Source organism: Leptospira haakeii (genome assembly GCF_002812045.1).
GTDB classification, from domain to species: Bacteria; Spirochaetota; Leptospiria; order Leptospirales; family Leptospiraceae; genus Leptospira_B; species Leptospira_B haakeii.
Map to the genome: position 1 here is coordinate 114,744 of NZ_NPEG01000008.1, position 25,110 is coordinate 139,853.

Annotated in this window: 14 protein-coding genes; 10 read left to right on the forward strand and 4 right to left on the reverse strand. The window is 39.9% G+C overall.

The genetic code is table 11. From position 1 onward, the window contains the following. Nucleotides 1-6 precede the first annotated feature (6 nt). Genes CH377_RS13465 through CH377_RS13475 form a run of 3 tightly spaced genes read right to left on the reverse strand, consistent with a single transcriptional unit; the run spans nt 7 to nt 5,382 of the window. A complete protein-coding gene (locus tag CH377_RS13465; RefSeq protein ID WP_208859768.1) occupies nt 7-2,367 on the reverse strand; it encodes an LIC_12586 family protein in 2,361 nt (786 codons plus the stop codon). After that, nucleotides 2,271-2,915 (reverse strand): tetratricopeptide repeat protein, encoded by a 645-nt coding sequence (locus tag CH377_RS13470; protein ID WP_100724298.1) that lies wholly within the window; start codon nt 2,913-2,915, stop codon nt 2,271-2,273. The genes CH377_RS13465 and CH377_RS13470 overlap by 97 nt, the downstream gene beginning before the upstream one ends. Before the next feature lie 4 nt (nt 2,916-2,919). After that, on the reverse strand, nt 2,920-5,382 hold the full coding sequence (locus CH377_RS13475) for an ATP-dependent helicase (protein WP_100724299.1): 2,463 nt from the start codon (nt 5,380-5,382) through the stop codon (nt 2,920-2,922). A 163-nt stretch (nt 5,383-5,545) separates the two neighbouring features. Here CH377_RS13475 and CH377_RS13480 point away from each other — a divergent pair, with 163 nt between their 5' ends. From CH377_RS13480 to pepN, 3 genes are read left to right on the forward strand one after another with little or no spacing between them, the layout of a single operon-like run. Then, nucleotides 5,546-6,130, forward strand: a complete 585-nt coding sequence (locus CH377_RS13480; RefSeq protein ID WP_100724300.1) for an NUDIX hydrolase — start codon at nt 5,546-5,548, stop codon at nt 6,128-6,130. 9 nt (nt 6,131-6,139) lie between these two features. Further along, entirely contained in the window at nt 6,140-7,399 is a 1,260-nt protein-coding gene (locus CH377_RS13485; protein WP_100724301.1) for an MFS transporter, read from the forward strand. Nucleotide 7,400: 1 nt separating this feature from the next. After that, nucleotides 7,401-9,923 carry an aminopeptidase N gene (gene pepN, locus CH377_RS13490; RefSeq protein WP_100724302.1) on the forward strand — a complete coding sequence of 841 codons (2,523 nt, stop codon included), beginning with the start codon at nt 7,401-7,403 and terminating at the stop codon, nt 9,921-9,923. A gap of 88 nt (nt 9,924-10,011) precedes the next feature. On the opposite strand, the gene CH377_RS13495 is transcribed toward pepN, so the two are convergent. Further along, entirely contained in the window at nt 10,012-11,133 is a 1,122-nt protein-coding gene (locus CH377_RS13495; RefSeq protein ID WP_100724303.1) for an alkane 1-monooxygenase, read from the reverse strand. A 269-nt stretch (nt 11,134-11,402) separates the two neighbouring features. Here CH377_RS13495 and CH377_RS13500 point away from each other — a divergent pair, with 269 nt between their 5' ends. From CH377_RS13500 to CH377_RS13530, 7 genes are all read left to right on the forward strand, one after another. Further along, the gene (locus tag CH377_RS13500; RefSeq protein ID WP_244283711.1) at nt 11,403-12,311 is read left to right on the forward strand and encodes an alpha/beta fold hydrolase; all 909 of its coding nucleotides are present in this window, start codon (nt 11,403-11,405) and stop codon (nt 12,309-12,311) included. Nucleotides 12,312-12,490: 179 nt separating this feature from the next. Further along, nucleotides 12,491-14,179: a putative bifunctional diguanylate cyclase/phosphodiesterase gene (locus CH377_RS13505; protein WP_100724304.1), complete on the forward strand. Its 1,689-nt coding sequence runs from the start codon at nt 12,491-12,493 to the stop codon at nt 14,177-14,179. A gap of 169 nt (nt 14,180-14,348) precedes the next feature. After that, nucleotides 14,349-14,657, forward strand: a complete 309-nt coding sequence (locus tag CH377_RS13510; protein WP_100709303.1) for an LIMLP_04285 family protein — start codon at nt 14,349-14,351, stop codon at nt 14,655-14,657. A 115-nt stretch (nt 14,658-14,772) separates the two neighbouring features. Further along, the gene (locus CH377_RS13515) at nt 14,773-16,674 is read left to right on the forward strand and encodes a hypothetical protein (RefSeq protein WP_100724305.1); all 1,902 of its coding nucleotides are present in this window, start codon (nt 14,773-14,775) and stop codon (nt 16,672-16,674) included. Nucleotides 16,675-16,782: 108 nt separating this feature from the next. Further along, on the forward strand, nt 16,783-17,355 hold the full coding sequence (locus CH377_RS13520) for a hypothetical protein (protein ID WP_100724306.1): 573 nt from the start codon (nt 16,783-16,785) through the stop codon (nt 17,353-17,355). 30 nt (nt 17,356-17,385) lie between these two features. Beyond that, nucleotides 17,386-20,349 (forward strand): TonB-dependent receptor domain-containing protein, encoded by a 2,964-nt coding sequence (locus tag CH377_RS13525; protein WP_100724318.1) that lies wholly within the window; start codon nt 17,386-17,388, stop codon nt 20,347-20,349. 458 nt (nt 20,350-20,807) lie between these two features. Next, nucleotides 20,808-25,109, forward strand: coding sequence for an LIC12048 family lipoprotein (locus tag CH377_RS13530; protein ID WP_243401970.1), 4,302 nt, complete (start codon nt 20,808-20,810; stop codon nt 25,107-25,109). Nucleotide 25,110 lies beyond the last annotated feature (1 nt).

Consider the following 25,110-nt stretch of genomic DNA (forward strand, 5'->3'; position numbering starts at 1 on the left):
TTGATACTATTCCTTCATGCAGCCTACACTGTTCTCTTTTATCTTAAACGCAAACGCTGAGATTGGCACTGCCGAATTTGATTCACTGGAAAGTGAGTAAGTATTTCCAGTCACAAAATATTTAACTGAATCAGAATCAATATAGGAATTCGCAGTGGCGCTTATGTTTTCCCCCTTCCAATAAACATTTCTTTTAGGAGGGCTGCCAGGATTCCAATAATCGAACCCCATTTCGAACTTTGAAGGAACAGGTACAGGAAATTCGCCTTTACCCTTCCAGATCGTATTTGAAAGTTTCACCTTATCTATGGTGACATACATTCTATCATGAATGTCTAGGAAATTATTTCCGTTAAATCGTATATTACCGTCCGAATCCAAACTTTCCGGGATCAAATCTCCGCCGCAGAAAGAAAAGCTTGGAACACCCCAGGCTAAATTGATTGTCTCAAAATCTATTCCGAAATAAGGATTATCGGTGCCGTAAGTAAAATAAGAATTCAGTTTAGCAGTTCCGGAACCGGTAATACTTGCATCCAATCTAGATTGAGAAGGCGCAAATTTCAAACCGACATCCAACTTGCCCATAGTAGGAAGTCCAAAATCCCATTTTACTTCCTTAGAGGTCAGTTTGAGACTACCCGTTGGATTTTCTAAAAAATATTTATAAATAGGAGTTCTGGTAAAATTAATTTCAGGGATTAATTTCTCCATCCTAGTATGGATATCTTCTCTAACCCATTGGCGAACAGATCTATATAGAGGAAAAAAGTTAGAAAGAACGATTGAGTCCGTCTCTAACTCCAGATTATATTCTCCCTGAAGAGGAAAATAAGAAGTCCCATCTCCCTTCACTCCCTTTCTGTATCCGGTTTTTCCTTTTAGATTCGCAGACCAAGGAAGGCCAAATTGTTTTCCTTTAAGTTTTGCTTCCAAAACTCCCGCAGGATTCCAAGCAAGCTCCCCATCTTTTATCTCCAAATCCAAATAAGGATCCTTCCATATAAAATCTTGGAGAGAGAATTTAGCTTCTGACTTCATCCAATCCCCATAACTTCCTGTCTCAGTTCCTTTCCAATGTAGATCCAGGCTTCCACCTAAAGTTTTCAGATCGGAAGATACTGGCAGAAAATTACGGATATCATCTAAGTCTTGGACAGTGAGGCTTAAATCCCAGGACTTCAGCCCCTTCTCATTTTTAGATTTGAGAAGAGTAAGTTTATCTTCTCCGGAGAATACTTTATGTTCTTCAGTGAAGACATCTCCTTTTTGATTGCGGGTCCATTCATGTTCCAGATCTATATCTTTCCATTCCCAAACTTCAGTTTGTAGAGGAAGTTCCTGTAAAACGATCCCTTTCACATTCGAAAATTCTGTTTTACCTTGGACCTGCAAATTAGTTCCGTCTGACTCTAAAATGGCATGGCCCGAAATTTTTCCCTTCTTAGGAAAGAATTGGGAGAATTCAGAATACAAACCTCCGGAAGATTCTGCCTTTGCATTTTTAAACAGAATTTCCAGATTCATATTCTTGCTTCCGATATCGGTGCTGAATCTTCCGCTTACATATCTAAATCCAGGGATTGGAAATAAAGAATCGGAAATTTGAACATTGATCTTAGTATCCTCTTTTCGGATATCAAAATCGATTCCTTTCACATTCTCCAGAAGTACTTTGCCACCTTTATAAACTGTGACCGTAGTATCTTCTAATCTGATCTCAGGAATATTGATCTTATGAATATAGGATAATATTTCCCCCGAGATCTTATCTTCTAGATCAATACTCAATTGTGCATTACGCACACGGATCGCCCTTACGGAAGGTTGCCCCTTCCAAAGACCTCTTAATAATAATTCAATTTTGTTTGCTTTGAAGATCATTCTTTGAGAGGCAAAGTCCTCATCGCTGGAAATTTTCAGATCTTCTATAAATACATGGTTCGGGAATTCGTATTCTACAACTCCTAAAGTCACTGCCCTATCTAATTCTTCATTAATGAATCCGCGCGTGAGTTCCTTCACTCCGCGTAAATCCAGGACTCTTCTTACGAAGTACCATTCCGCAGTTTCTTTTGCTGCTGCTAACAGAAGGAAAATCGTAATTAAGGCTATGGAGATCTTTCTAAAGGAAGGTTTTTCAATAATAGATTGTATCTTTCTAAAAGAAGAAGATACGAATCGGTACAGTTTAGTTGGGACAGCGATCTGAAATGTAACGCTGTCCTTTTTAAAGAATGGATTTTTAGGGAGAGGAATTGTGAAAAAAATTACCGTTGGAGAACCTGGCTGATTTTCTCCGAGGTTTCCTTCAGTACTAGGCTTTCCGGAAATTTCTGTAATCCCTCTTCCAGAACCAACTGACATCTTTTGTATTCCTTAATTCTGTAGAAGCTGACTACTACGGTCTCATAGTAAAATAGATCTTTTTCAAAGTTTTTCTCTCTAGAAGCTCTGCCTAAAATCCCAAGAGCCTGGCCATATTTCTCATCTTCGAAATACGCTCTTGCCCACATTTTTTTGCGGGTAACAGACTCAAAATCGCGATCTACATTGTCCGATTTACGGAAATGAACGATAGCATTGTCATAGTCGTTGATCCCAAGGTATGCAGAACCTAAATAATGGTCCAGATGTTGAAGATTACGACCATCTTTGGAATTTTGCACTTCTCTCAACACGAGGGAAGCTTCTTTGAAAGATTCGATTTTTAGTAAAAGTTTGGATTTTTGGAGGAGTAGCTCGGAACGTCTTTTGTCTTCAGGGTGTAGATCGCTTAATTGCTGGTCTATTCGCTTGATTTCCGCTCGGACCTGGGTCTCTAAATTGGCGGAAACCGCCCCTTCTTTTTGTGTACTTGCACAGTAGAGGAGGAATTGAGCTCCGATAAACAATATTGTCAGATATTTACTCATTTTCTCATCCGATTTTCAATTTTTCGAGCTCTTGCAGGAAATCACTAGTCTCCTGTTGTCTGGTTTCCTCGTTAGAAAGCCAGTCCAAAGTCTCCGGATCTATTTCCTTAAGGAAGCGAGAAGGTTCGGAGGTCAATTGCTCCCCAAATTTGCGGCGATTAGCGGCACCTGTCAAGCATAAATGCCTCTTCGCCCGAGTCATCGCTACATACATCAAACGGCGCTCTTCGTCTACAGATTGGTCTTCTACTGTGGCTCTTCCGGAAGGTAAGATCCCCTCTTCTAGTCCTACGACATAAACAGACTCGAATTCCAATCCTTTGGATTGGTGAATGGTGAGTAACTGTACTCTGTTATCTTCCTTTTCATCATTCGGCTCATCTTCCATAAGCATCGCCAAACGGTTGATAAAGTCGAATAATGTGGATTTTTCGCCCGAGTCATTATTCTCTTCGAAGAACGCCAACATGTTCACAAGCTCGGACATATTATAGATACGAGCCTTTGCGACCTTTTCTTCTTTCTCTTCCAACACGATCTCTTTTTCAAGACCCAGATCTGCAATTAACTCTCGTAATGCGAAGAATAATCTCGGAGAAGAAGAAAACTTCTTCTTAGCCTTTTCGATCAGATTTACGAAATTATAGATCTCTGAAGAAATTTTACGGTTCAAATCCGGAATAAAATCAGGAGATTCGCATACTCTGAATAATGTCTCATAAAGAGATTCTTTGTTCTGAGCCGCTTTTTCATGCACAAGAGAGATGGAACCGGCGCCTATCCCGCGTTTTGGATAATTAATAATTCTTAATAAAGATGCATCGTCCTTTTGGTTGGCGATTAGACGGATATAAGAGATCAGGTCTCGCACTTCTTTACGGTCAAAGAAATTATAACCACCCACTACCTTATAAGGCATTTCCCTAGCTCGGAATGCTTCTTCAAAAGGTCTGGACTGGAAGTTCGTACGGAATAAGATCGCGATCTGGCTTCCTTTTCTCGCTTCTTTGATGATCTCTTCTCTGATCTTGTCCGCAACCCATTCCGCTTCGTCTTTCTCGTCTCCCCTCTCTACGTATTTTACTTTGAGAGCGCCAGGCACCTTAGAAAAAAGTTCTTTGGATCTTCTGGAAAGATTATGGCGAATCAGAGAGTTCGCGGCAGAGACGATTATATCTGTGGATCTATAATTCTCTAAGAGACGAATAACGTTTGCACCTTTAAAATCATTTTCGAATCCAAGGATCAAACTTACATCAGAACCTCTGAATGCATAGATAGACTGATCATCATCACCTACCACGCATAGATTGTCCGATTCTCCCATAAGAGCTCTTAAAAATTCATATTGGATCGGGTTTGTATCTTGGAACTCGTCCACCATAAAGTATTGGAACTTTTTATGATATTCATCTCTTACTTCTTCAAACTGTCTCAAAAGTTTAGAAGGTAAAAGGATTAGATCGTCGAAATCGATAGAGTTCTGTTCTTTTAAAGTGTCCTGGTATTGTTGGAAAAGAGAAGCAGCCAAAAGATCTCCCTCATTCATAGAGGTTCTCATATCGGCTAAATAATCCTCTCCTGAGTTTTTGATCCTGGAAATTTTAGAAAGTACTTCCATGATCTGAGGACGTTTAGGTTCTAATTTTTGGGCAACAAGCATTCCGGTCACAAGACCTTCCTGGTCAGCTTGGTTCAGAAGTAAGAAAGGTTGTTTATATTCAAGCTTCTCAATATGTTTTTTTAATATTCCAAGTCCGAGAGAATGGAATGTGGAAAGAGTAATCCCTTTTAATAAATTTCTTGGGATCAGTTTACGAACTCTTTCTCCCATTTCCTTTGCACTTTTGTTAGTGAAGGACAATGCAACGATCTTTCCGGCCGGGATATGATGGTCCTGGATCATATGGGCGATACGATTAGAAATCACTCTTGTTTTCCCAGAACCTGCACCTGCAAAAATCAAAAGAGGACCATGAATAGTTTGGACTGCACGAGCTTGTTCGGGAGATAAACTTTGAAAAATAGCGGCGGAATCCCGAGGCTCCTTAGGCCTTTCTTCTCTTTTTCTTTTGGGAGCAGAAGGTTTTTCTTCGGATAAAGTTTCAGCGGTTTCGGAACTTTCCGTAAGCTCCGATTCGACCTCGGTTGCAACTATAACTTTTATCTGGTCTGGAGTTCCTACCACTGACTCAGGTTCAATTTCTTTTGGTTCTTCCGAAACTTCGGCTGGAGTTGAAACGAACTCTAGGGCCTCATTTTCTGAAAAATCATTTTCTTCGTAAAAGGAAGAGCCGTAAGATTCCTCTTGAACTTCTTCTTGGATAGAAGAAGCGGGAGTTCCTACCACTTGCGGAACTTCTGAAAAGCTGAGTAATGGTAGATCTTGCGCAGGTTCCTCCGGCTTTATATCCGAAATTTCCAGATGGGAAAACAGGTCCAGACTTTGATTAGTATCTTCTTTCATCCGATTTTATGAGGGCAAAAAACAGGCCGGGATCCGAAAAATTCGAATTTTTCGGCCCTAGTCGTAAGCGACATAATCCTGATTTTTCTCTTCTTGTCAACCGCGTACAGGCAAAGGTTTGCGAATCTGAAAGGATTTCAAAAAACTGGAAGAAACGGCAGATATGCAAGAATTCCGCCCAGAAAATTACCTCCCCGATTCCAATCTTTGGGAAGAAGGAAAAAAAACTTCTGCATTCAAAACTCCAATTTTTGAATTAGTCTCCGTTCCGAAAGTTTCTCCGGACAAAACAATCTCTGGCAATTTTTTCAAAGTGGAATCCAAGGATTGGGTGAATGTAATTGCACTCACCTCAGATGAAAATGTGATTCTGATCGATCAATACAGACACGGATTACATTCTTATTGTCTGGAAATCCCAGGCGGCATCGCTGAAAAAAATTCAATCTTAGAATCAGCGCAAGCAGAACTGAGAGAAGAGACCGGCTTTGTCTCGGACGAGTGGGAATATTTAGGAAAGGTTTCCGCAAATCCCGCCTTCATGAACAATTGGTGTCATACTTATATCGCCAGAAATGTATATCCTCATCCGGGTGGACAAGATCTGGACGAAAGCGAACAAATAGAAGTGTATCAATATCCTCTAAATAAAATCCCCGAAATTTTAGAGAAAAATATCCTACACCACGCAATTGTCGTGGCGGCATTCGGATTATTTTTTTTAAAATACGGAGAAAAGAAGAAGTAGAACTATCTCATGACAAAATCCGCAAACGCGAGCCCATTCATCTCATTACAGGTTCCTGAATTTAGGAATTTTTTGGCCGGAAAATTTTTGGTCACACTTTCATTCGTCATGCAATCCACCGTGGTCTTCTGGCAGATAGACCATATCACTCACGACGCATTTTTTGTAGGTTTGATCGGATTTGCAGAACTCGTGCCTAACGTAGCAGTTTCTCTTTTTTCAGGATTGGTCGTTGATAGTTTTCCAAGAAAGAAGATCATCTATCTTTCCTTAAGCGGCCTGACTTTTAGCTCCTTCTTACTTTTATTATTCACTCTTCCAGGTTTCGAATGGGTGATCGAAAAATATTGGGTTTATCCAATCTATTCAGTGATTTTTTTCTCCGGAATTTGTAGAGGGTTTTTATCTCCAAGTATCGCGGCTTATCAAACACAACTTGTCTCTAAGGAAATTTTTCCGAATGCCGCTACTTGGAGCGGTGTTGCTTGGCAGGGCTCTGCGGTTTTAGGTCCTATGCTTGGCGGACTTCTCACCGGATTTAACGGAGTACAAACTGCTTATCTTGCAGATTTCTGCATCATGGTGTTCTCATTATTTTTATTACTACTTGTTCCTTCTAAACCTGTTCCTGAAAAACAAGGGGAGAAAGAATCCATTTGGAAAAGTTTGGGAACGGGCTGGAAGTTTGTGTTCGGTCACCAATTAATCCTAGGCGCGATCAGTTTAGATCTATTTGCGGTATTATTCGGCGGAGCAGTAGCCCTTATCCCTACATTCTCTAGAGAAGTTTTAGGAATGGGTCCTGAATATTACGGAATATTAAGGTCCGCTCCAGCAATCGGTGCGGTTCTTTGTGCATTATTTATCGCAGTCAAACCTCCTAAAACAAATTCAGGAGTAATATTACTCAGTAGTGTATTCGGTTTCGGGCTTTGTATGATCGTATTCGCACTTTCCAGGAACTTCTACTTATCTTGCGCGGCATTGATCGTAAGCGGTTCCTTCGATATGGTAAGTGTAGTGATCCGGCACACAATCGTTCAGATGTATACTCCGGAGCATATGAGAGGAAGAGTTTCCGCAGTGAATAATATATTCATAGGCTCTTCCAATGAACTTGGAGCATTCGAATCGGGAGCGACCGCAAAAGCATTCGGTCTTGTCCCTTCAGTTGTTATAGGAGGAACGCTTACTCTTTTAACCGTAGGGATCGTTACCGCGATCGCGCCTCGTCTTCGAAAAATGGATCTAAAGGATATAACGGTTTAATATGGATAATATTCTTACTCAACAAGAAGCAATGCTCCGCTCCGGACAGATCTCCGAAGTGGACTATACTCTAAAATTAAAACTGGAAAAAGGATCCCAAGAATACGAGGGAGAAACCACAGTTCGATTCCTATATAATGGCGGTAAAAAAGGAAAACTCAAGGTAGATTTCGTATCTAAGAAGATTGAGATCCTTTGGATAAACGGAAAAGAAGAAACAAATTATGAAAAAAAAGAATCCGCACTCTTCCTACCGGGAGAATTATTAGCGGAAGGCAAAAACGAACTTAAAGTAAAATACAAAAACGTATTCGATCATAGCGGTTCAGGCTTTCATAAATTCACGGATCCTTCCGACAAAGCGGAATACATGCATACGGACTTCGAACCATTCGAAGCTCATAGATTATTTCCTTCTTTCGACCAACCGGACCTAAAAGCGACTTACGAACTGGAGATCACAGGACCTTCCGAATGGACTTACATACATAACACAGTCTCAAAATCGGAAGAAAACCAGGGAAATTATAAAAACATAAAATTTAATAAGACCAAAAAATTCTCCACTTACTTATTCTCTCTGATCGTAGGGCCTTACGCAGTTTGGGAAGATAAGGCAGGAGAAATTCCTCTTAGAATATTCTGCAGAAAATCCCTCTCCAAATATATGGATGCGGAGAATTTATTTGCGATCACAAAGGAAGCATTCGGCTTCTTGCAAGAATATTTCGGAGTTCCCTATCCTTACGGAAAATATGACCAGATATTCGTGCCGGAATTCAATATGGGAGCCATGGAAAATGTAGGAGCTGTGACATTCTCCGAGAGTTACATTTTCCGTGGACCTAGGATCTATTCTGAATACTTAAACAGAGCAAACACAGTATATCATGAAATGGTACATATGTGGTTCGGAAACCTGGTCACATTGAAATGGTGGAACGATCTCTGGTTGAATGAAAGTTTTGCGGATTATCTTTCCTATTATTCAATGTCTAACGGGAAAATTTTCCCAGATGCATTAGAACATTTTTATGTAAGGGAAGAATGGGCTTACAGAGAGGACCAACTCTCCACCACTCATCCGATTGCAGGAAAAGCGGAAAATACATTAGAAGCGATCAGCAATTTTGACGGGATCTCTTACTCAAAAGGTGCATCCGTTCTTCGCCAATTGATGTATTACGTGGGCGAAGAAAAATTCAGGGACGCGATGAGGCTCTATTTCAAAAGACATGCCGAGAAGAACACTGTCCTAAACGATTTTCTTTCTTGTATGTCTGAAACCAGCGGAATAGATATCAGAGGCTGGAGTAAGGAATGGTTAGAAACAACCGGAGTCAATACTCTCAGTCCGGTCCGACAAAACGGTAGATTATTTTTACACCAAGGACCTTCTGCGATAAACGGACTTTTACGCACACATGCTCTCCAAGCTTCCTTATTCAGAGAAAAGAACGGGATACTGGAAGAAGTTTGGAAAAAAAGAGTGCTCGTTAAAGGAAAAGAGACTCTATTAGAGGAAAATTATACGGGCGAAGCGGACCTTCTACTTTTAAACACAGAAGACTTTGCCTATGCCAAAACCTACTTAAGCAAAGAATCACTTCCCATCTTAAAAAGAAGCCTACACACCCTGAAGGATCGTTTTTCCAGAAGAGTTGTTTGGGGAAGTTTATGGCAAATGGTAAGAGATGCCGAACTTGCTCCTAAAGATTTTCTTGAGTTAGCTTTGGACCAAGGCCTGAAAGAACCGGATCTTTCGGTTCGAAACAGCCATATACTCACCAAAGCTTTGACAGTGATCGACAATTATATTCCGGAAACGGAGAAAAGAAACTGGTCCGATAAACTACACAGTATCGCTAAGGAAAAATCGCTTCTCGCTCAAAACCCAGAACAAGAACAGATATTATGGTTTAGAATATTAGAAAATACTTCTAAATCACCGGAACAACTTTCCTATCTGAAAGAATTACTGGATCAGAAAAAAAGTATCCCTGGGATCGCGATGGACCAAGAAAGACGTTGGGTCATTCTATCCAGACTCAGCGCTTATGGAGATCCAGAATCTTCCAAACGGATCGAAGAAGAAACCTCTAAAGATAATACCGATCTTGGAGCAAAAAAAGCATTCTTGGCGAAAGTTTCCTTCCCTGACCCTAAAACTAAAAAAGAATCCTGGGAAAGATTCCTGAAACCTAAAGAAGGAGATTCTACTGACTTCTTAAGATACGGAATGAGGGGATTTCAATGGAATCACCAAAAGCAACTATTGGTCTCGTATACAGATTCTTATTTTAATTCAGTGATCTCAGTGTATGAAACAAGAGATCCACATTTTGCTTCTGCATTTGGCCATATGATGTTCCCTTCTTTCGAGCCGGATCCGAATTTATTAAAGAGAACGCAAGAGTTTCTGGATCAAAATAAAAAACTTCCTGAACTATTGAAAAAGGATCTCCAACAACAAAGAGACGATATACAAAGAACCCTTAAGGTTTTAGAAAAATACAAAAACTAAAAGGCCATCTTTTAGTTCCCTAAGAAAAAAGAAGAGTTAGAGGGCAGCCTCTAACTCATTACCAAAAAGATCTATTTTTTAGACAGGATTACGCAGTAGCAGGTTCCCTTTTTCCGGAAGAGTTTACTGAAGTTTCTCCATGTTGTTTTTCCCATTCTTCTAATTTTTTATCCATTATTTTAAACCATAAAGGTGGAAATAATGCGAGAAGGATCATCAATTCATAACCCCAAGGTAATTGAGGACTTTCTTCAAAATGTCTCAAGGACTGGTATCTTCTTCCTGCGTTAGCATGATGATCGGAATGTCTTTGTAATTGAAACAAGAACGCGTTAGACAGACTGAAGTTTTGGTTCCAAGAATGGATCGGAAGAACCTTCTCGAATTTTCCGGGAGATAATTCCTTACGAGCTAAACCGTAATGTTCGATATAATTCACTAATTCTAATAGAGAAAAGGCGATCCAACTTTGAACAAAGAAAAATGCAGGTACCTGCCAATTCAGGTTACCGGTGATCGCATAAAAAATCCCAGTCACGGCAGAGATGAATAAAACCGGAATTATCATAGACGTGATCATCTCATTGTCAAATGTCCATGAAGACTTACCCAATTTGCCTAATCTTTTTTTCTCTAAATTCCAAGCGCTCGTTAAACTTCCGAAAACAGTTCTTGGATAAAAAACAAAGAACGACTCACCCTTTCTACTGGAAGCAGGATCCTCATGAGTGGAAACATTCACATGATGTCCACGGTTATGCTCTATAAAGAAATGCATATAACATACAGTCATGAGAATAAACTTAGAATACCATTGTTCTATCTTAGTATTTTTGTGACCTAACTCGTGAGCAACAGTGATCCCGATCCCGCCGGTGTTTACACCAATTGCCAGAACAAAAGCGAACCATTCTAACGAGGAAAGAGCATTTGTTTGAACTTCCCACAGAGCCCAAATCACTAACGCAAATTGGATCCAGGCCCAACCATAGGTCAGGAATCTAAAATAGAATTCCTTTTGAAGTTCCGGCACATCCTCTTCCTTTGGATTGATCGCATCCGGCCCGATCCAGAGGTCCATGATCGGAAGAATTCCGAATACTACCGCCAGAGTTAAAAAATTAAAACTGCCTCCCAAATAATAACCCGCGACGGCCAAACTCGGAATCAGGTATGCAATCAAGAAGGATAATCTTTTCCCTACACTCATCTCTCTCTCCTATCCCGCATTTCTCCGGGAAAATCAATCGATTTAATTTATTTCGAACGTTTGGTATTATAACATAAACCGAATCCGAGGCAAGAAAAAAATCTCAAAGCGGACATTTTTTCTAACAATTGTTTTAAAATGAAATTGGAAAAGAAGTATAATGCGCCAAACTGACAAAACTGCAAATTCAACCTAATCGTGAATTCAAATCTGTTCGGACCTCTATCTACTACTAATCTATGACTTTGCCAACTTCACATATCGATTCTTTGGAAAAAATCAAAATTGGCGGTTGCGAACAATGGATTGCAATTAGATCAAAAAAGATAGAAAGCCCGATCTTATTGTTTTTGCACGGTGGACCCGGAACTGCTCAGATCTTCTTTTCCAGAAAGCCCCAGCGAAAGTTAGAAGACCATTTCATAGTGGTAAATTGGGACCAAAGAGGTGCAGGCAAATCTTATAGTGAAAGTATCAAAGAATCCGACATGACTATAAACACTTTCCTACATGATTCACAAGAGTTGATCGAATATCTAATCAACAGATTTAATAAGAAGAAAATTTTCTTAGTCGGTCATTCTTGGGGGAGCATTCTAGGTATAAAACTGGCCGCAGCAAGACCGGATTTAATATTCGCATATATTGGAATCGGCCAAATAGTGAATATGCAAAAAGGCGAAACTATATCTTATAATTATACTCTAGGACAAGCCATAAAATTCGAAAACTATAAAGCAATTCGGGAATTGAAGCGGATAGGATTACCTCCATATTCGGATTTAAACTCTGCGGGAATTCAGCGAAAATGGTTATCAAAATTCAACGGAACGATGCGAAACGGAAATATATTCAGGACCATATTTATGAATATGAGCTTGTCCGATGTTAGTATCTCATATCTTATTAAATTTATTAAAGGAATTATGTTTTCCTTAAAGAATTTAGAAAATGAGCAAATGAGCGTTAATATTATGCAGAAAGTCCGTAAGCTCGATGTACCGGTATACTTTTGCGAAGGAAAATACGACTATACTGTTCCCTTTGAGCTCGTAGAAGAATATATCGAGATATTAGAAGCTCCGCAAAAAAAGATAATCTGGTTTGAAAATTCAGGTCATCTTCCTAATTTTGAAGAACCGGAAAAGTTCAACAACTTCTGTATCTCATTACTATAAATCCAAATATAAAATAAATTATCAACTAAACACTTCGGCTTAGGCCTTTAATTTTTTATCCTTGTTTAGGAAAGCCCATTCAAAAGCATGGTTTATAAGAAGAAAAGTTATCCCTTCCTTAAGACGAAAAACCTTAGCACGCGAAAACGTATAACGTTCCTATTCCAAGGAAAACTTTAATGAGTCTTAACGGATTAAATTTCTATTCCTATCTTAGCAAGATCCGAATTCTTAAAACCTATTCCAGCAAAATTATGTTGGTCGCCTTCCTTGGGACCCATGTTCCACTGATCACCCTTTTATTATTTTTTGTATTATCCACTGTTCAGGATATACAAACCGCTCTAAAAATTTTGGGGATTGCACTTGTAGCGACTTTAGCGGGAACTGCAGCCACACTTTTTGCCTTACATAAACTTTTAACTCCAGTTGTACTCACTTCCAAATCTCTGAACAGATATTTGAGTGAAAGGGAGATCCCAAATTTACCTACAGTATTCCAAGACGAAGCCGGCTCTTTAATGGCAGATACCGTCACCACGGTACGCAAATTGGATGAACTAATCCACTATATGGCAAATTACGACGGAATGTCCGGACTGCCTAATCGAGACTTATTCTTAGAAAGATTAAGCAATTCTCTACATGAACTTTCTATGAGAGAAGAAATATTAAGTTTTCCTGTTCTTTCATTGGAGGCGACCCACCTAAAGCAGATCCGATCCAATTTCGGCGTACATATGGGAGATCTATATTTAAGATCATTGGCACAGAAATTGGAAACAATGCTTGGGCCTGAAACCGTTTTAGCAAGGACCGGAGACGGAGAATTTTCCTTCTTTCCATTACCTTCTTCTTCCCAAATTTTAGAAACTGATACGGAAATTTGGGCGGAGAAGATCCAGAACAGCACATCTTCTCCTTTAAATGTCGTAAACCAACAGATCTCTTCCGAAATACGAATTGGAATATCAGTTTTTCCTTATGATGGAAAATCCTCAGATCAACTTTTATGGAAATCTGAAACTGCATTAAGCCAGACAAAACTTTCAGGGACTTCTAAGATCCAAACCTATTCCTCCGAGTGGAAGGAAAGAATGAAGGAGAAGTACCTTTTAGAAAAAGATCTAAAACTTGCGATCTCTAAAAACCAATTATTCATTCAGTACCAACCAAGAATAGAAGTACAAACAGGTAAAAAGATCTCCGCGGAAGCTTTGCTCAGATGGAATCATCCTGAATACGGAGTCATCTCCCCTACTATATTTATACCAATCGCGGAAGAAAGTGGGATCATAGGAGAGATGGGAGAATGGGTTCTTTCTAAAGCAATGGAAGACCTGGGAAATTGGAAAAAGAGAGGACTTCCTCCGATCCGTATTTCCGTAAACTTATCCGCAAAACAATTAGAAGATAAGAATATCGCTAAAAAAGTTCTAGATATATTAGAGAAAAACAACCTAAGTGTAGAAGATTTGGAGCTTGAAATCACCGAATCCAGCCTAATTACTAATATACAATCCGCTTTGGAAATCTTGGGAGAATTACATTCCTGGGGGATTTCCCTTGCTTTGGACGATTTCGGAACAGGATATTCAAGCCTTTCTTACTTAAGCAAGATCCCGCTCAAAACCTTAAAAGTAGACCAATCCTTCGTTCGTAAGATACTAACAGATCCAAATTCCCTAGCGATTTCCAAAACGATCGTGGCATTAGGAAAAAGTTTAGGACTCAGGATCACAGCAGAAGGTGTGGAAACGGAAGTACAAATGCGCAAGATCAAGGACTTAGGCTGCGACGAAGCACAAGGATATTTTTTAAGCAAACCTATTCTTTTAGAAGAATTGGAGATATTCGCACAAACCTAAACAACTTTCTTCACAATATTAAGACTAATCAGATTCGATTAGCACTTACTCTTTCTCACCTTTCACTTTATTACATTTAATCTGTTTGTAACAGTTCTCGGCTTAATCGAATTGCACGAGTATCTATACTTTCCATAAGGAGGATACAGTGAACCGGAAGTATTACATTATGATTACGAGAACTATTATTACAATTTCAATTTTTCTAATATGTTTGGGAACCCTTTCCGCAGACACAGTCACCAATACTAAAACTAAAGAAGTGATTGAGAACGTAAAAACAACTCAGACAGAACAGGGTGTGATTGTTGAGTTCGAAGACGGCTCCCGTAGAGGTTTTGACAGAACGTCCGTTACTGTTGAAGCCAAACCAGTAGAATGGAAACAAAAAGATCAGGAGAATTATCCTGATAAAGAAAGATACACTGACTATGCAATTTTTGGCGGGATCTTTCTGATAATACTACTTTTACCCTAAAGAACCAAAACCTTAACAGGTACGTAATCAAGTCGTAAAGTAATTTATCTAACATAATCCATGAGGTCGATCGGATTTCGGCCTCTTTTCAGAATGAATAGGAGAAATTCGATCCATGAAATCGTTAAATAAAAAAGTCTCGAAAGTAGTAAGCGCTCTTGCAGTTGCTATTGCTCTTGTAGGCTGTGATTCCGGCGGGGGCGGCAGCAACGCAGCGCTTGCTTTAGCGGGACTAGGCAATTCTTACCAGGCGACAGTCGTGATGGGAGGAAAACTGAGAATCGCAGCTGCGAGTACAGTATTTCCAAGCGTTGGGTATGTCACAAACAAACCTGCTTACGTTAAACTTACTGGTAGCTCTCTAACTTCCGGTGGAACTGACTTCACCGTAGGAAGTAGCACTGGTGCAGATGCAGCAGACTTTAACATCACTTTTAAAACAAATAGTGCTTCCGGGAAACTTCACGGGGAAGTCTTTGCTATATCTGATGCTTATTACACCTCTACTGTAGTACCGGTCGGCGCAAAATGCTCAGCTGGCTCTGCTTGTGATAGTGCATCTGTGTATACGGAATTAGTCGGTTCCTTCGATATGAACTACGTAATCGACACTTCCAGTCCCACAAGCACCGCTCAGTTAACATTCTCAAATTTGTTAGGCGATTTGTCTCCATCAACCGTAGCTGGAGTCTCATCAACTCTATATGTTGACCTTGTCAATGTAATCACGACTGTTGCAGGTGTTTATTCCAACCCTAACGCGACAGTGGGTGAAGCTCTTTGCGATGCTATCGGTACACCGGCAATCAAACAAGGAACAATTTCCGCCGACCAAGTTTGGGGAAAATACACTCTATTAAGAGGAACTGTAGTAGTTAACAATAACGCTACAATTACAATTCCTAAAGGTGCAGTGATCTACGGAGAAAGAGGCTCCTCTCTTTTCTTCAATGGAGCAAGCCTTGTAACCCAAGGAACTGCAGCAGAACCAGTATGTTTCACTTCTGCGCAAGCAAGAGGATCCAGATTCCCTGGAGACTGGGGTGGAGTTATATTCATAGGAAATGGAAATGGAACAAGAACTTCCGGAACTACCGAAGGAACTACTCCACTGACTTATCCTGGATCAAACCCTTCAAATATCACTCTGAGATATACAATCGTTGAATTTGCAGGAAATGAGGTTGCCCCAGGAGACGAGTTAAACTCTCTATCTCAATACCAAGTCAATTCCGCTACTTATAGATTCGTACAAGCTCACCGCGGATTAGATGATTCCTTCGAATGGTGGGGAGGCGGATTGTCTCCAAGCACTTTTGACGGTGCATATCTGATCGGATCCGGAGCAATGGATGATGACTTCGATATGGACGAAGGTTTCAGTGGAACCCTAAAATATCTGATTTCTGTAAAATACCCTGCCGGTTGTGGTGGATCCGTTTCTACAGATCCTCACGGTTTCGAAATGGACGGAGTTCATGCTTCTTCAAGCTTTGCAGGCTGTGCTCCGGGAGCAAATGGAACTCACGATTGTTCCAATCCTACTGTTTCGAATTATACCGCTGTTGGTTTCAATTTTGCGAACAGTTTCGGAGAGCGCCATAGAGAAGGTTTACAAGGAAGTTTCTCTCAAGGAATTCTTTGGAATTTTAGCAGAAATATTGTTTGCGACAGTACAAGCGGATACCCTGCAGTAAACAGCTCAATCTCCAACGTTCATAGCGATAATAGCAAAACCGATTGTATGAACAGTACAACTTGTGGAGGAACAGCTTCAGGAACTGCTCCAACTTGCGCAGCAAGTTTACTCGACTTAAGTGCGCTCCCAGTGGCGGATTTAGGCAGTGTTCAAGATGCTAACTTCTGCGGACATGGAACTAAACCAGACTTCACAACTTCTGCTTCCGTAGCAAGTGGTGCGACAGGTGGAGCTCCAGTTGGTGGAACTACAGACTCGATCGTAGGTTCCGTAACTGAAAAATGGTGGAGTGGCTGGGCCGTTTGGAGAGCTCACTAAATCGATTATCAGTAAGCGAAACTTAAACCTTTAATAGAGAACCTCTCCCCTCGGAGAGGTTCTTTTTAATAGAAACAATAGATAAAAAAATTCCGGGAACATAACCAAATGGCCACAAGAAAGACCATTCTATTTATATTCATTTTATTTAACGTATTTTTCTGCGAGAAAGTCGATAAGGGCGATGATCCAGAATACGAAAACAGATTAAAAGAAACATTAAGTCGTTATAAATCGAACATCAAAGAAGATTATACAATCTCCGAGACCAGTAATACTAAAGAAGAAGCTATCAAAAAATATCTTGAAGCGGTTCAACGCAATGAACCGGATAGATTCATTTTTTCCAAAGAAGAATACTTCAATATATTCCTCCCGAATACTTTAGGAATGGAAACTCTCACTTCCAAAATGCCTGAAAAAGAAGCGTGGGAGCTAACCGATATCAGGCGAAAAGCAGCTCTTTCTAGAATCCAAGACATTTTCAAAGCAAATCCAGGAAAATCGTTCACAATTACTAAGCTAACCTGGAGAGACGATCCCAAAATCATGAATGCAATTACCGGTTATCGGGTAGGGACGCTCGAAATTCGAATTGGGAATCATACTCATACCATTGAAGAAATACGCCTTATCGTCGGACATAAAGGAAAATATAAAGTTTGCGTTATCGGAACGTAAAACGGTGCGCCCAAAAATTAAGCCATGAAAATGAAAAAAATAAAATTCAACCCTACAATCCTACTGATAGTATTTGCCCTACTTTCAGTAACTCCTGTTTGGTCACAAGCTGCCGGGAAAATCCGCGGAAAAATCGTAGATGGAGATAACGGTGAAGCCGTTTTCGGTGCTACCATCGTTGTTAGGTCCATTAAAAAATTCGCCAAATCGGATTTTGATGGAGCCTATGATTTAGAACTTCCTGTCGGTACTCACGAAGTGGAATTCCAAATGTTGGGATATTCGCCTCAAAAAAGAACCATCAACGTAACCCCTGGAAAACCCCAAGTAGTAAACATTACCTTCGGTTTACAAACCTTAGAGACTGTAGACGTAAAAGGTAGAGCTTTAAATGATGCGGAAGCCGCACTCTTAGCTCTTCAGAAAAAATCTGCTGCAGTTTCCGATGGTATTTCCAAAGAAGCTATTAAGAAAAGCCCAGACTCTTCTGCCGGTGAAGTAGTAAGAAGGGTTACCGGGATCACTCTCGTCGGAGGAAAATTCGTTTTCGTTCGAGGATTAGGAGAACGTTATTCCAATACTGAATTGAACGATACATTAGTTCCTTCTACCGAACCTGACAAACGGGTTGTGGCATTGGATATATTTCCTTCCGGAGTTTTGAAAAACGTTCGGATCATGAAAACATTTTTACCTGAACTACCTGGAGAATTTTCTGGAGGTCTTGTTAAGATCGAAACCCAAGAGTATCCAGAAGAAAAACAACTTAGTGTCTCAGTCGGAGCAGGTGGTAACTATAATACTACTGGCCACAAATTCTTAAATATGAACCAGGGGAATTTTTTCGGCGGAGTAAATGATAATCAAAAAATGCCATCAGCGCTTGCCGGAATTCCTGAATCGATCCCAATTGAACCAGGAAGCATTTTTGGAGGACTTCCTCCTCAAGGAGTTCAGGCCTCTGCTGGTCTATTCAACCAAAAATGGACTCCCGATTCAGGTCCTGCTTCGTTTGATAGGAACTTCTCTATTAATTATGGAGATACATTCAAAGTGGGAGCTACTTCCCGTATTGGGGTTTTAGTAGGTTCTACCTATAACCGCAATTATCGCTTCCGCCAAGAGAGCTCAAATCGTTATTTTGCAAACCCACTCTCCACTCTAACAACGGCAGGTACCAACCTCACATTACAACAGCACCAAGATGCTGATATGTACATTGAAGAAAGGAACTGGGGAAACAACGCAAATATCGCGTATGAAATCACAAAAGGTCAGCAGATCTTTTTGAAAACCTTGTTCACCCAGCAAGGAGAATCGCAAGTCCGTGATGCAACAGGACAGGATAAAATCGACAATTTCGATTTTAAGGCTCTTACCACCCAATACACAAGCAGTCGCATCTTCCATAATACGATTGGAGGAGACCACGCTTTAAATTGGTTCGGAGATAGGGCTCATAAATTCGACTGGAGATTCAACTATGCTGAAGCAAATAGAGACCAGCCGGACCTACAACAACAGGTATGGAGAAGGGCTTCGACTGCAGATCCATTTACCGATTATACCCGTTTAGGAAATAACCCGGATGGATCTCGATTCTTCTCAGAATCCAAAGATACAAGCCGTACTACTAAATTGAATTATGAAATTCCTTTCGACCAATGGAGCGGATTAAAATCACTTTTCAAATTCGGAACTTATACGCTTTCAAGGGAAAAGGATTTTAGATTCAGGGAATTCGGACAAAAACCAAATACTGCGGTACCTCTTACAAATCTGTATCCTGTACCGGGTGAAATCTATTCTAACCCTATTTATTTCGTCCAAAACGACTTTACCTTCTCCGAAAGACAAGTGGAGTCTAACGCATATGACGCTTTCCAGAGATTACAAGCGTATTATTCTCAAGTGGAACTTCCGATCCTTCCTAAATTGAAAGTTTTAGCAGGGGTCCGTTACGAAGATAGTTACCAAAAAGTAAAAACCTTTGCGACAAGAGATTCCAATAGTCCATTTAACTTAAGTTATGGATGCGGATCTATGGATGAATTCACTAAGATCGCTTTGGTTCGAAATAATATTTGTGATCCGAATAATAACGGTGTGGGAGAACTTCGTACAAAAGACAAACTCCCCTCTTTCAACGTAAACTGGGAATTTGCAGACAACCAGATCTTGCGTGTATCTGCAACCCAGACCTTAACTCGTCCCGACTTAAGAGAATTATCTCCTTTTGGATTCACTCCTTATTTCGGCGCAAACAGGATATTCGGTAATTCGGACTTACGCAGATCTTATATCCACAACTATGATGTAAGATATGAATACTATCTGAACTCAACCGACTATATCGGAGTAGGGGCCTTCTTAAAACAAATTTCCAACCCTATCGAGATGATCGGACAGCCAATTGCTGGAAGTATCGCTCAACGTTTCACATATCTTAATGCGGAACAAGGAACGATCAGAGGGGTTGAATTCGATTTTCGTAAAGATGTAACTAAATGGATGAGATTCGAAGCAAATATGTTCTTAATCAATTCCAGAGTAGACGTAATTTCTTGGAACGAATATATAATGGCGAAGGGAGGACTTTTGGATCCTCTTTCCAAAGCAGCCGCTTATAACCCGACCAATATTTCTCGTCCTTTGCAAGGCCAGTCCCCATTGGTATTCAATATTAAATTCGATTTCTACTTAAACGAAAAGAAGACTCAGAATATCGGTGTTTATTATAATTACTTCGGCGACAGACTATTCGCAGTCGGAGCAAACGGATTACCTGATGCTTACGAAAGAGCAGTTGGTCTAACCGACGTAGTTTATACTACTAAGAGAGGGGACCATCTTGAATTCAAAGTTTCTGCTCAGAATATCTTCGATACTCGTTACAGAGTTTATCAGAAAAACGAGCTAACTGGGGAGAAGGAACTATTCCTTTCATATAGAACTGGTGTGAGTTACTCTTTCCAAGCTACTTATAAACTTTAAGAGAGTTTAAAATTCTACATCAAAGAAAAGCCTTCGGTTCTTAAGTAAGAATCGGGGGCTTTTTACTTTAAGAAAACCGTTTAAAAAAAAAAAAAAAAAAAAAAAAAAATTAATCCATCAACATTCTTCATTCGCTCCGTCCCCTAGGAAAGGCAGCATATTCCAACCAACAAGTTACATTCGAACAATTACGTCTATGTCCAATTTAGGATAATCAGATCGATCAAAACAACATCATAACGCCAGACTTCCAACTCAAGAATATCCCAAATTGGATAGTTAAATTAACAAATTTTAATATTCATTTTTGCCAAAAGATTGACCGGAAAATCTCATTCATAAAACCGTTAAACCACGATTAAATATCTCCGGGCCTGGAAATAAATCTTAGTCCCGAAAAATAAATATTCAGGTTTTATAATATGAAGAATATCTACAAAATTCTCCCGAAATTCAAGATGGCAGTATTAATTATTGCCCTCAATTTCTTTGGATGCTCCGGAAGTTGGAACTTTTGGGATGACGGGAATGTCGATCTATCGAAAGCGACCTGGCTCGTTGCAGAAAAAGTTCCGCTGATTGTAGATAAAGGCGGAGTTCCAGGAATCACTCCGACTACCCCAATCAATAATCTGTTCACCTTACCTCCAGGCACAAAAGTAAAGGCAACCGCTTTGGGAGGAGTCATTGATCCAACGGGAACCACTATAGTAAATGATTTTGACGGAGACGGGATATTAAACGAAAGCGAAACGACAACTAACGTTTGGGTCGCCGACTACCCAGTAATAGAAGCGATTATCGCCCCTCCGGTTACGATGAAGATCCAAATCTTAAAAAATTCACAAAGCACATCGGATGAAATTTCAAATGATATCACCTCTTCTGACTTCGAATCGAATAAAACACAAGGCTCAGAAAGAATCCACCAAAATGAACTTAATTTAAGAACGGTTCAATTCCAGGATTCATTCGCCAGCTCGAACGAGCTATCCAATTCAACAAGCCAAAGCACTGCATATGGAACCCAAAGCGGGATCGGACCGGTACAACTTGGACTAAATTATTCATCTAGTACATCAAATAGTTGGGAAGCAAAAAACTCACTCTCTACAACCACAACAAAATGGGCAGATAAACCCTTTAAAAATAATATAGATACACAAGCCAATAATCTGAAATCATCGTCCGCTACTTCGAATGCAAAAAAATATCGCTCAGAAAAAACTCAAAAAATCAATGAGACTTCTCAGGTAGATGCAAATGCAGGCTATGTTCGGGCAGCACTTTATATAAAAAATACTTCTGTAAACATGCCAGTCAAACTTACGAACATACTTTGCTCGCTTATGTTTGAAAATGGAACGGGAGATTTGATCCCGATCCAAAGTTTCCGCTTAAGGAACGACGACTATAGTCTCTTCGAAGTCAATGTTTATGGAGGTTCGGAATTTGGGCCTTACGTGGTCCAGCTTCCAGGTCTCAATACTTCCGAAATTGAGAATGCCATGGCTGCCGGCTATAATCCTAAAATTTTCATCGTTGATTACGAAATGAGCCATGTGCCGGATTCGAACTACAAATCTAGTCTTTTAAATTTCTCAGGTAATAACTTAAAAATAATAGAAGAGAACGCGAAAGGGAGAACTGGATTAATTAGGATCTACGGGCCGAATATGAGACAAATGTATCGCGTCGCCGCATTCGATACACCTGATAGTTCAGATACCTGCGCAAGAACAGCGACAATACTCTCCCCTGGAATAAGCCTCAGAAAAGCTTTGGAGCGATTGCAATGTAACGGGCTAAAGATAGAATTTCAAGACTATGTAGTTGATTTATCCGAAGTAGCACCTGCATTAGGAGAATTTAAATTACATTTAAAGGGAATTAAAAGTTTAGGTCCAATTCCTACGAATATCCCTTGCGACCCTCAAACTCGAATTGGATCAGACGGAGTTTCAAGAACTGCTTGCGTGCAAAGACCTATTAGCACATGGACCGAAGAAGAAAAAGCAAATTCAGGTGTTTGGGCGATCTACTCGAACGGTAAGTATTATAATCTAACCGAATATTTTAAAGACTTGGACGATTCGATCAGAACTTTCGATCCTACAAATAGCCAAAAGGTCCCGATGGTGAAAGGTGTAGATTCTACCATTTGGGCAGGCGATTATTATGATATCGTTTATATTTCCTTTAAGGATCTTTTAAAGAAGGAAGAAGAGAAAACTTTTGGAACAAACCCTTTAGAGACTCAAAGGGAATACAAACTTAATACATCCTGGGATTTAAATTCCTTTGGAAATTACCCATATGATCCGGAAATAAAATCGCTCTTTTTAGGAAAGTTAGGCTTTGGGGAACGATTTGAATTAAATATCAAGTTAGATTCTAATCAATATTTAACTCCTAATTTCGGCCTTCCTATTACTAGCGGAACCTTTCAATATTTTTCTGATTTTAATTACAATATTACGAATGATCTCAAGAAGCTTAGCATTAATGAAGCTGCAGATATGGAGATCAGCTTAGGTTTCGGTGGAGAAAGATCAGACTGGTTTCACATTGTAAAAGATTTGGACAATTCCAATTCCTTCAAACCAAAAAACTGTGGAAGAACATTAGATTATGTAAATCAAACATACTCTCTCTGTATAGAGCTCCCCACTGCTCACGAATATGTAGATCCAAGCGTAAGTTTGATCAATTTATACTTACGCCCTTCCTTAAATAACGCATATCGTAGGACAATTTGGCCTTTAAAATACCAAGATGTGCGCAAAATGAGAGGAGAATTAGGAAATACAGTTGAGATTGGCAATACAATAGTTAAAGTATCGAAAAGCACAGGTTTAGCGGAAGTTGGGGAAAATATTTATATATTAGGGGATTCTAATGCTTATTCGATTTCCTCAATAGGTGCACAGGCCGCTGACGGGTCCTATAATATAACAATCAATCCACCAATCAAAAAGTTCTCAAGAAAAACGACTGAAATATTCGTAAAAGGTACTCTCACTTCTCCAGATGTAAGACTAAGTGTCGAAAGTGGTTTTTACAGCGACTGGAATACACAAGTACAATCCGCATTTATTCCAAATGCGTGGCAAACAAAGCAGTATCTTCCATTCGAATTAGGAAGTTCCGTAAATTGTAGTACAAATCTATTTCATCCTTTGAATTGTTTAGGAATTAATGCAAACCTAGACGCAATTAATTGGATGGGGAATAATAATAAAGGAGTGGCTCATTGGAATTCCTGGGCAGATGCATCCAATTTTCCGACTTTCTTATCTACCGGGTTATTCGGATTTTCCGCAAACACCGGGAAAGTCTATAGACTCGATGCGGCTAAATCAGATTTTGCAACAAGCCAAAATACGGTAAACATCAACCCTATTGCACCCAAGGTTGTTATATCAGGAGATACTGCGTTAGTTATTTATTTAACGAAAAACCAGGCAAACGATATGGGACAATTATTCGGTAGATATTTTAAAGTATCTACCGGAGAAGCTCTCACCAATGAGTTCTCTCTTTCCTCCGATATTACCCCTACGACAGGGATCGGAAGTTTCGCGGTCGATGTAAAAAATTCAAAGGCAGCAGTCGCGATCAGGAATACCGAAGATCCAGACCTGCATGGAGGTTATGCCTCCATCTATATTAAATTCCTTGATATGAACTCTTTAAGCACGTCGGCCACCTCTCAATTAGTGGCACGACATACTACAGAGTTTATAATGGGTTCTCCAGTTACAGTAAACGTAGGAGATACCAGAACTATTGTTGCTTGGATAGCTGCTGGCAGTCCAAATATGCAAATTAGGACTCGAATCTATCAAAATAGCAATGGATCCCCCGTAACCGCAGCAACTACAGCTTTAACATTTTCCACAGCCGCAAACGGTTTCCAAAGTTTCCTATCTTCAAAACTCCAAGGGGATATTGCCGTATTTGCCTCAATGGGAGCATCATATTCAGATTCATACTATTATGGTGGCGTAAGCTCTATTAACATAACTACCGGAACAAAAATTAAGGAAACATTATTGAACGGTGGAAGCGGAATATTTCTAACGGCCTCAGGTTACAATCTCGACGATCCTGAGATTTCACTATGTGCGTCGGGAGACAAAGGATTTTTGGTATGGCGATCGCCGGATAATAATTTAAAGGCTCAAATCATTACTATATCCACTGGTAACCTAAGCACTCCTATCGTTGCCTATGATACCGGAGTATCAAAGGTTAGATGTGAAACTAGCGGAAATATCGGAATATTAAACTATTCCAAAGGAAATCGGATTTATGTCAGGACAGTCGATTTAAATACTGCGTTTGCAAGAGAAACCTCTCCTACGGCAATAGATTCGATGTTAGGTGCCGCTAGCAAAAAGATCGGCAATACTTTTGTTAGCGGATCAAATCTAATATCTCTTTGGGAGCATACTGAGGGCGGAAAATCAACGATTAGAGGAAGAACCGTTTCCATTCCTACCTTATCTCCCAAAGGGCCAGGAGACTTTTTTGTAAGCACTAGTAACCAAGGAAATCAAAGTCTTCCTAATATTGCCGGAAACCTACAAGATGCTTTCGTTGTATGGTACTCAGTAGACGCGTTCCTTACAAGAATTAGAGGTTTGAATTTTAACCTGACTAGTCCACCTGGCGCTCTCCAGTATGGTATGAACAACTTCTTCATTGCACCTTTGATAGAAAGAGATTTCACCATCTGGACAAAAGTTACTCAGTAAC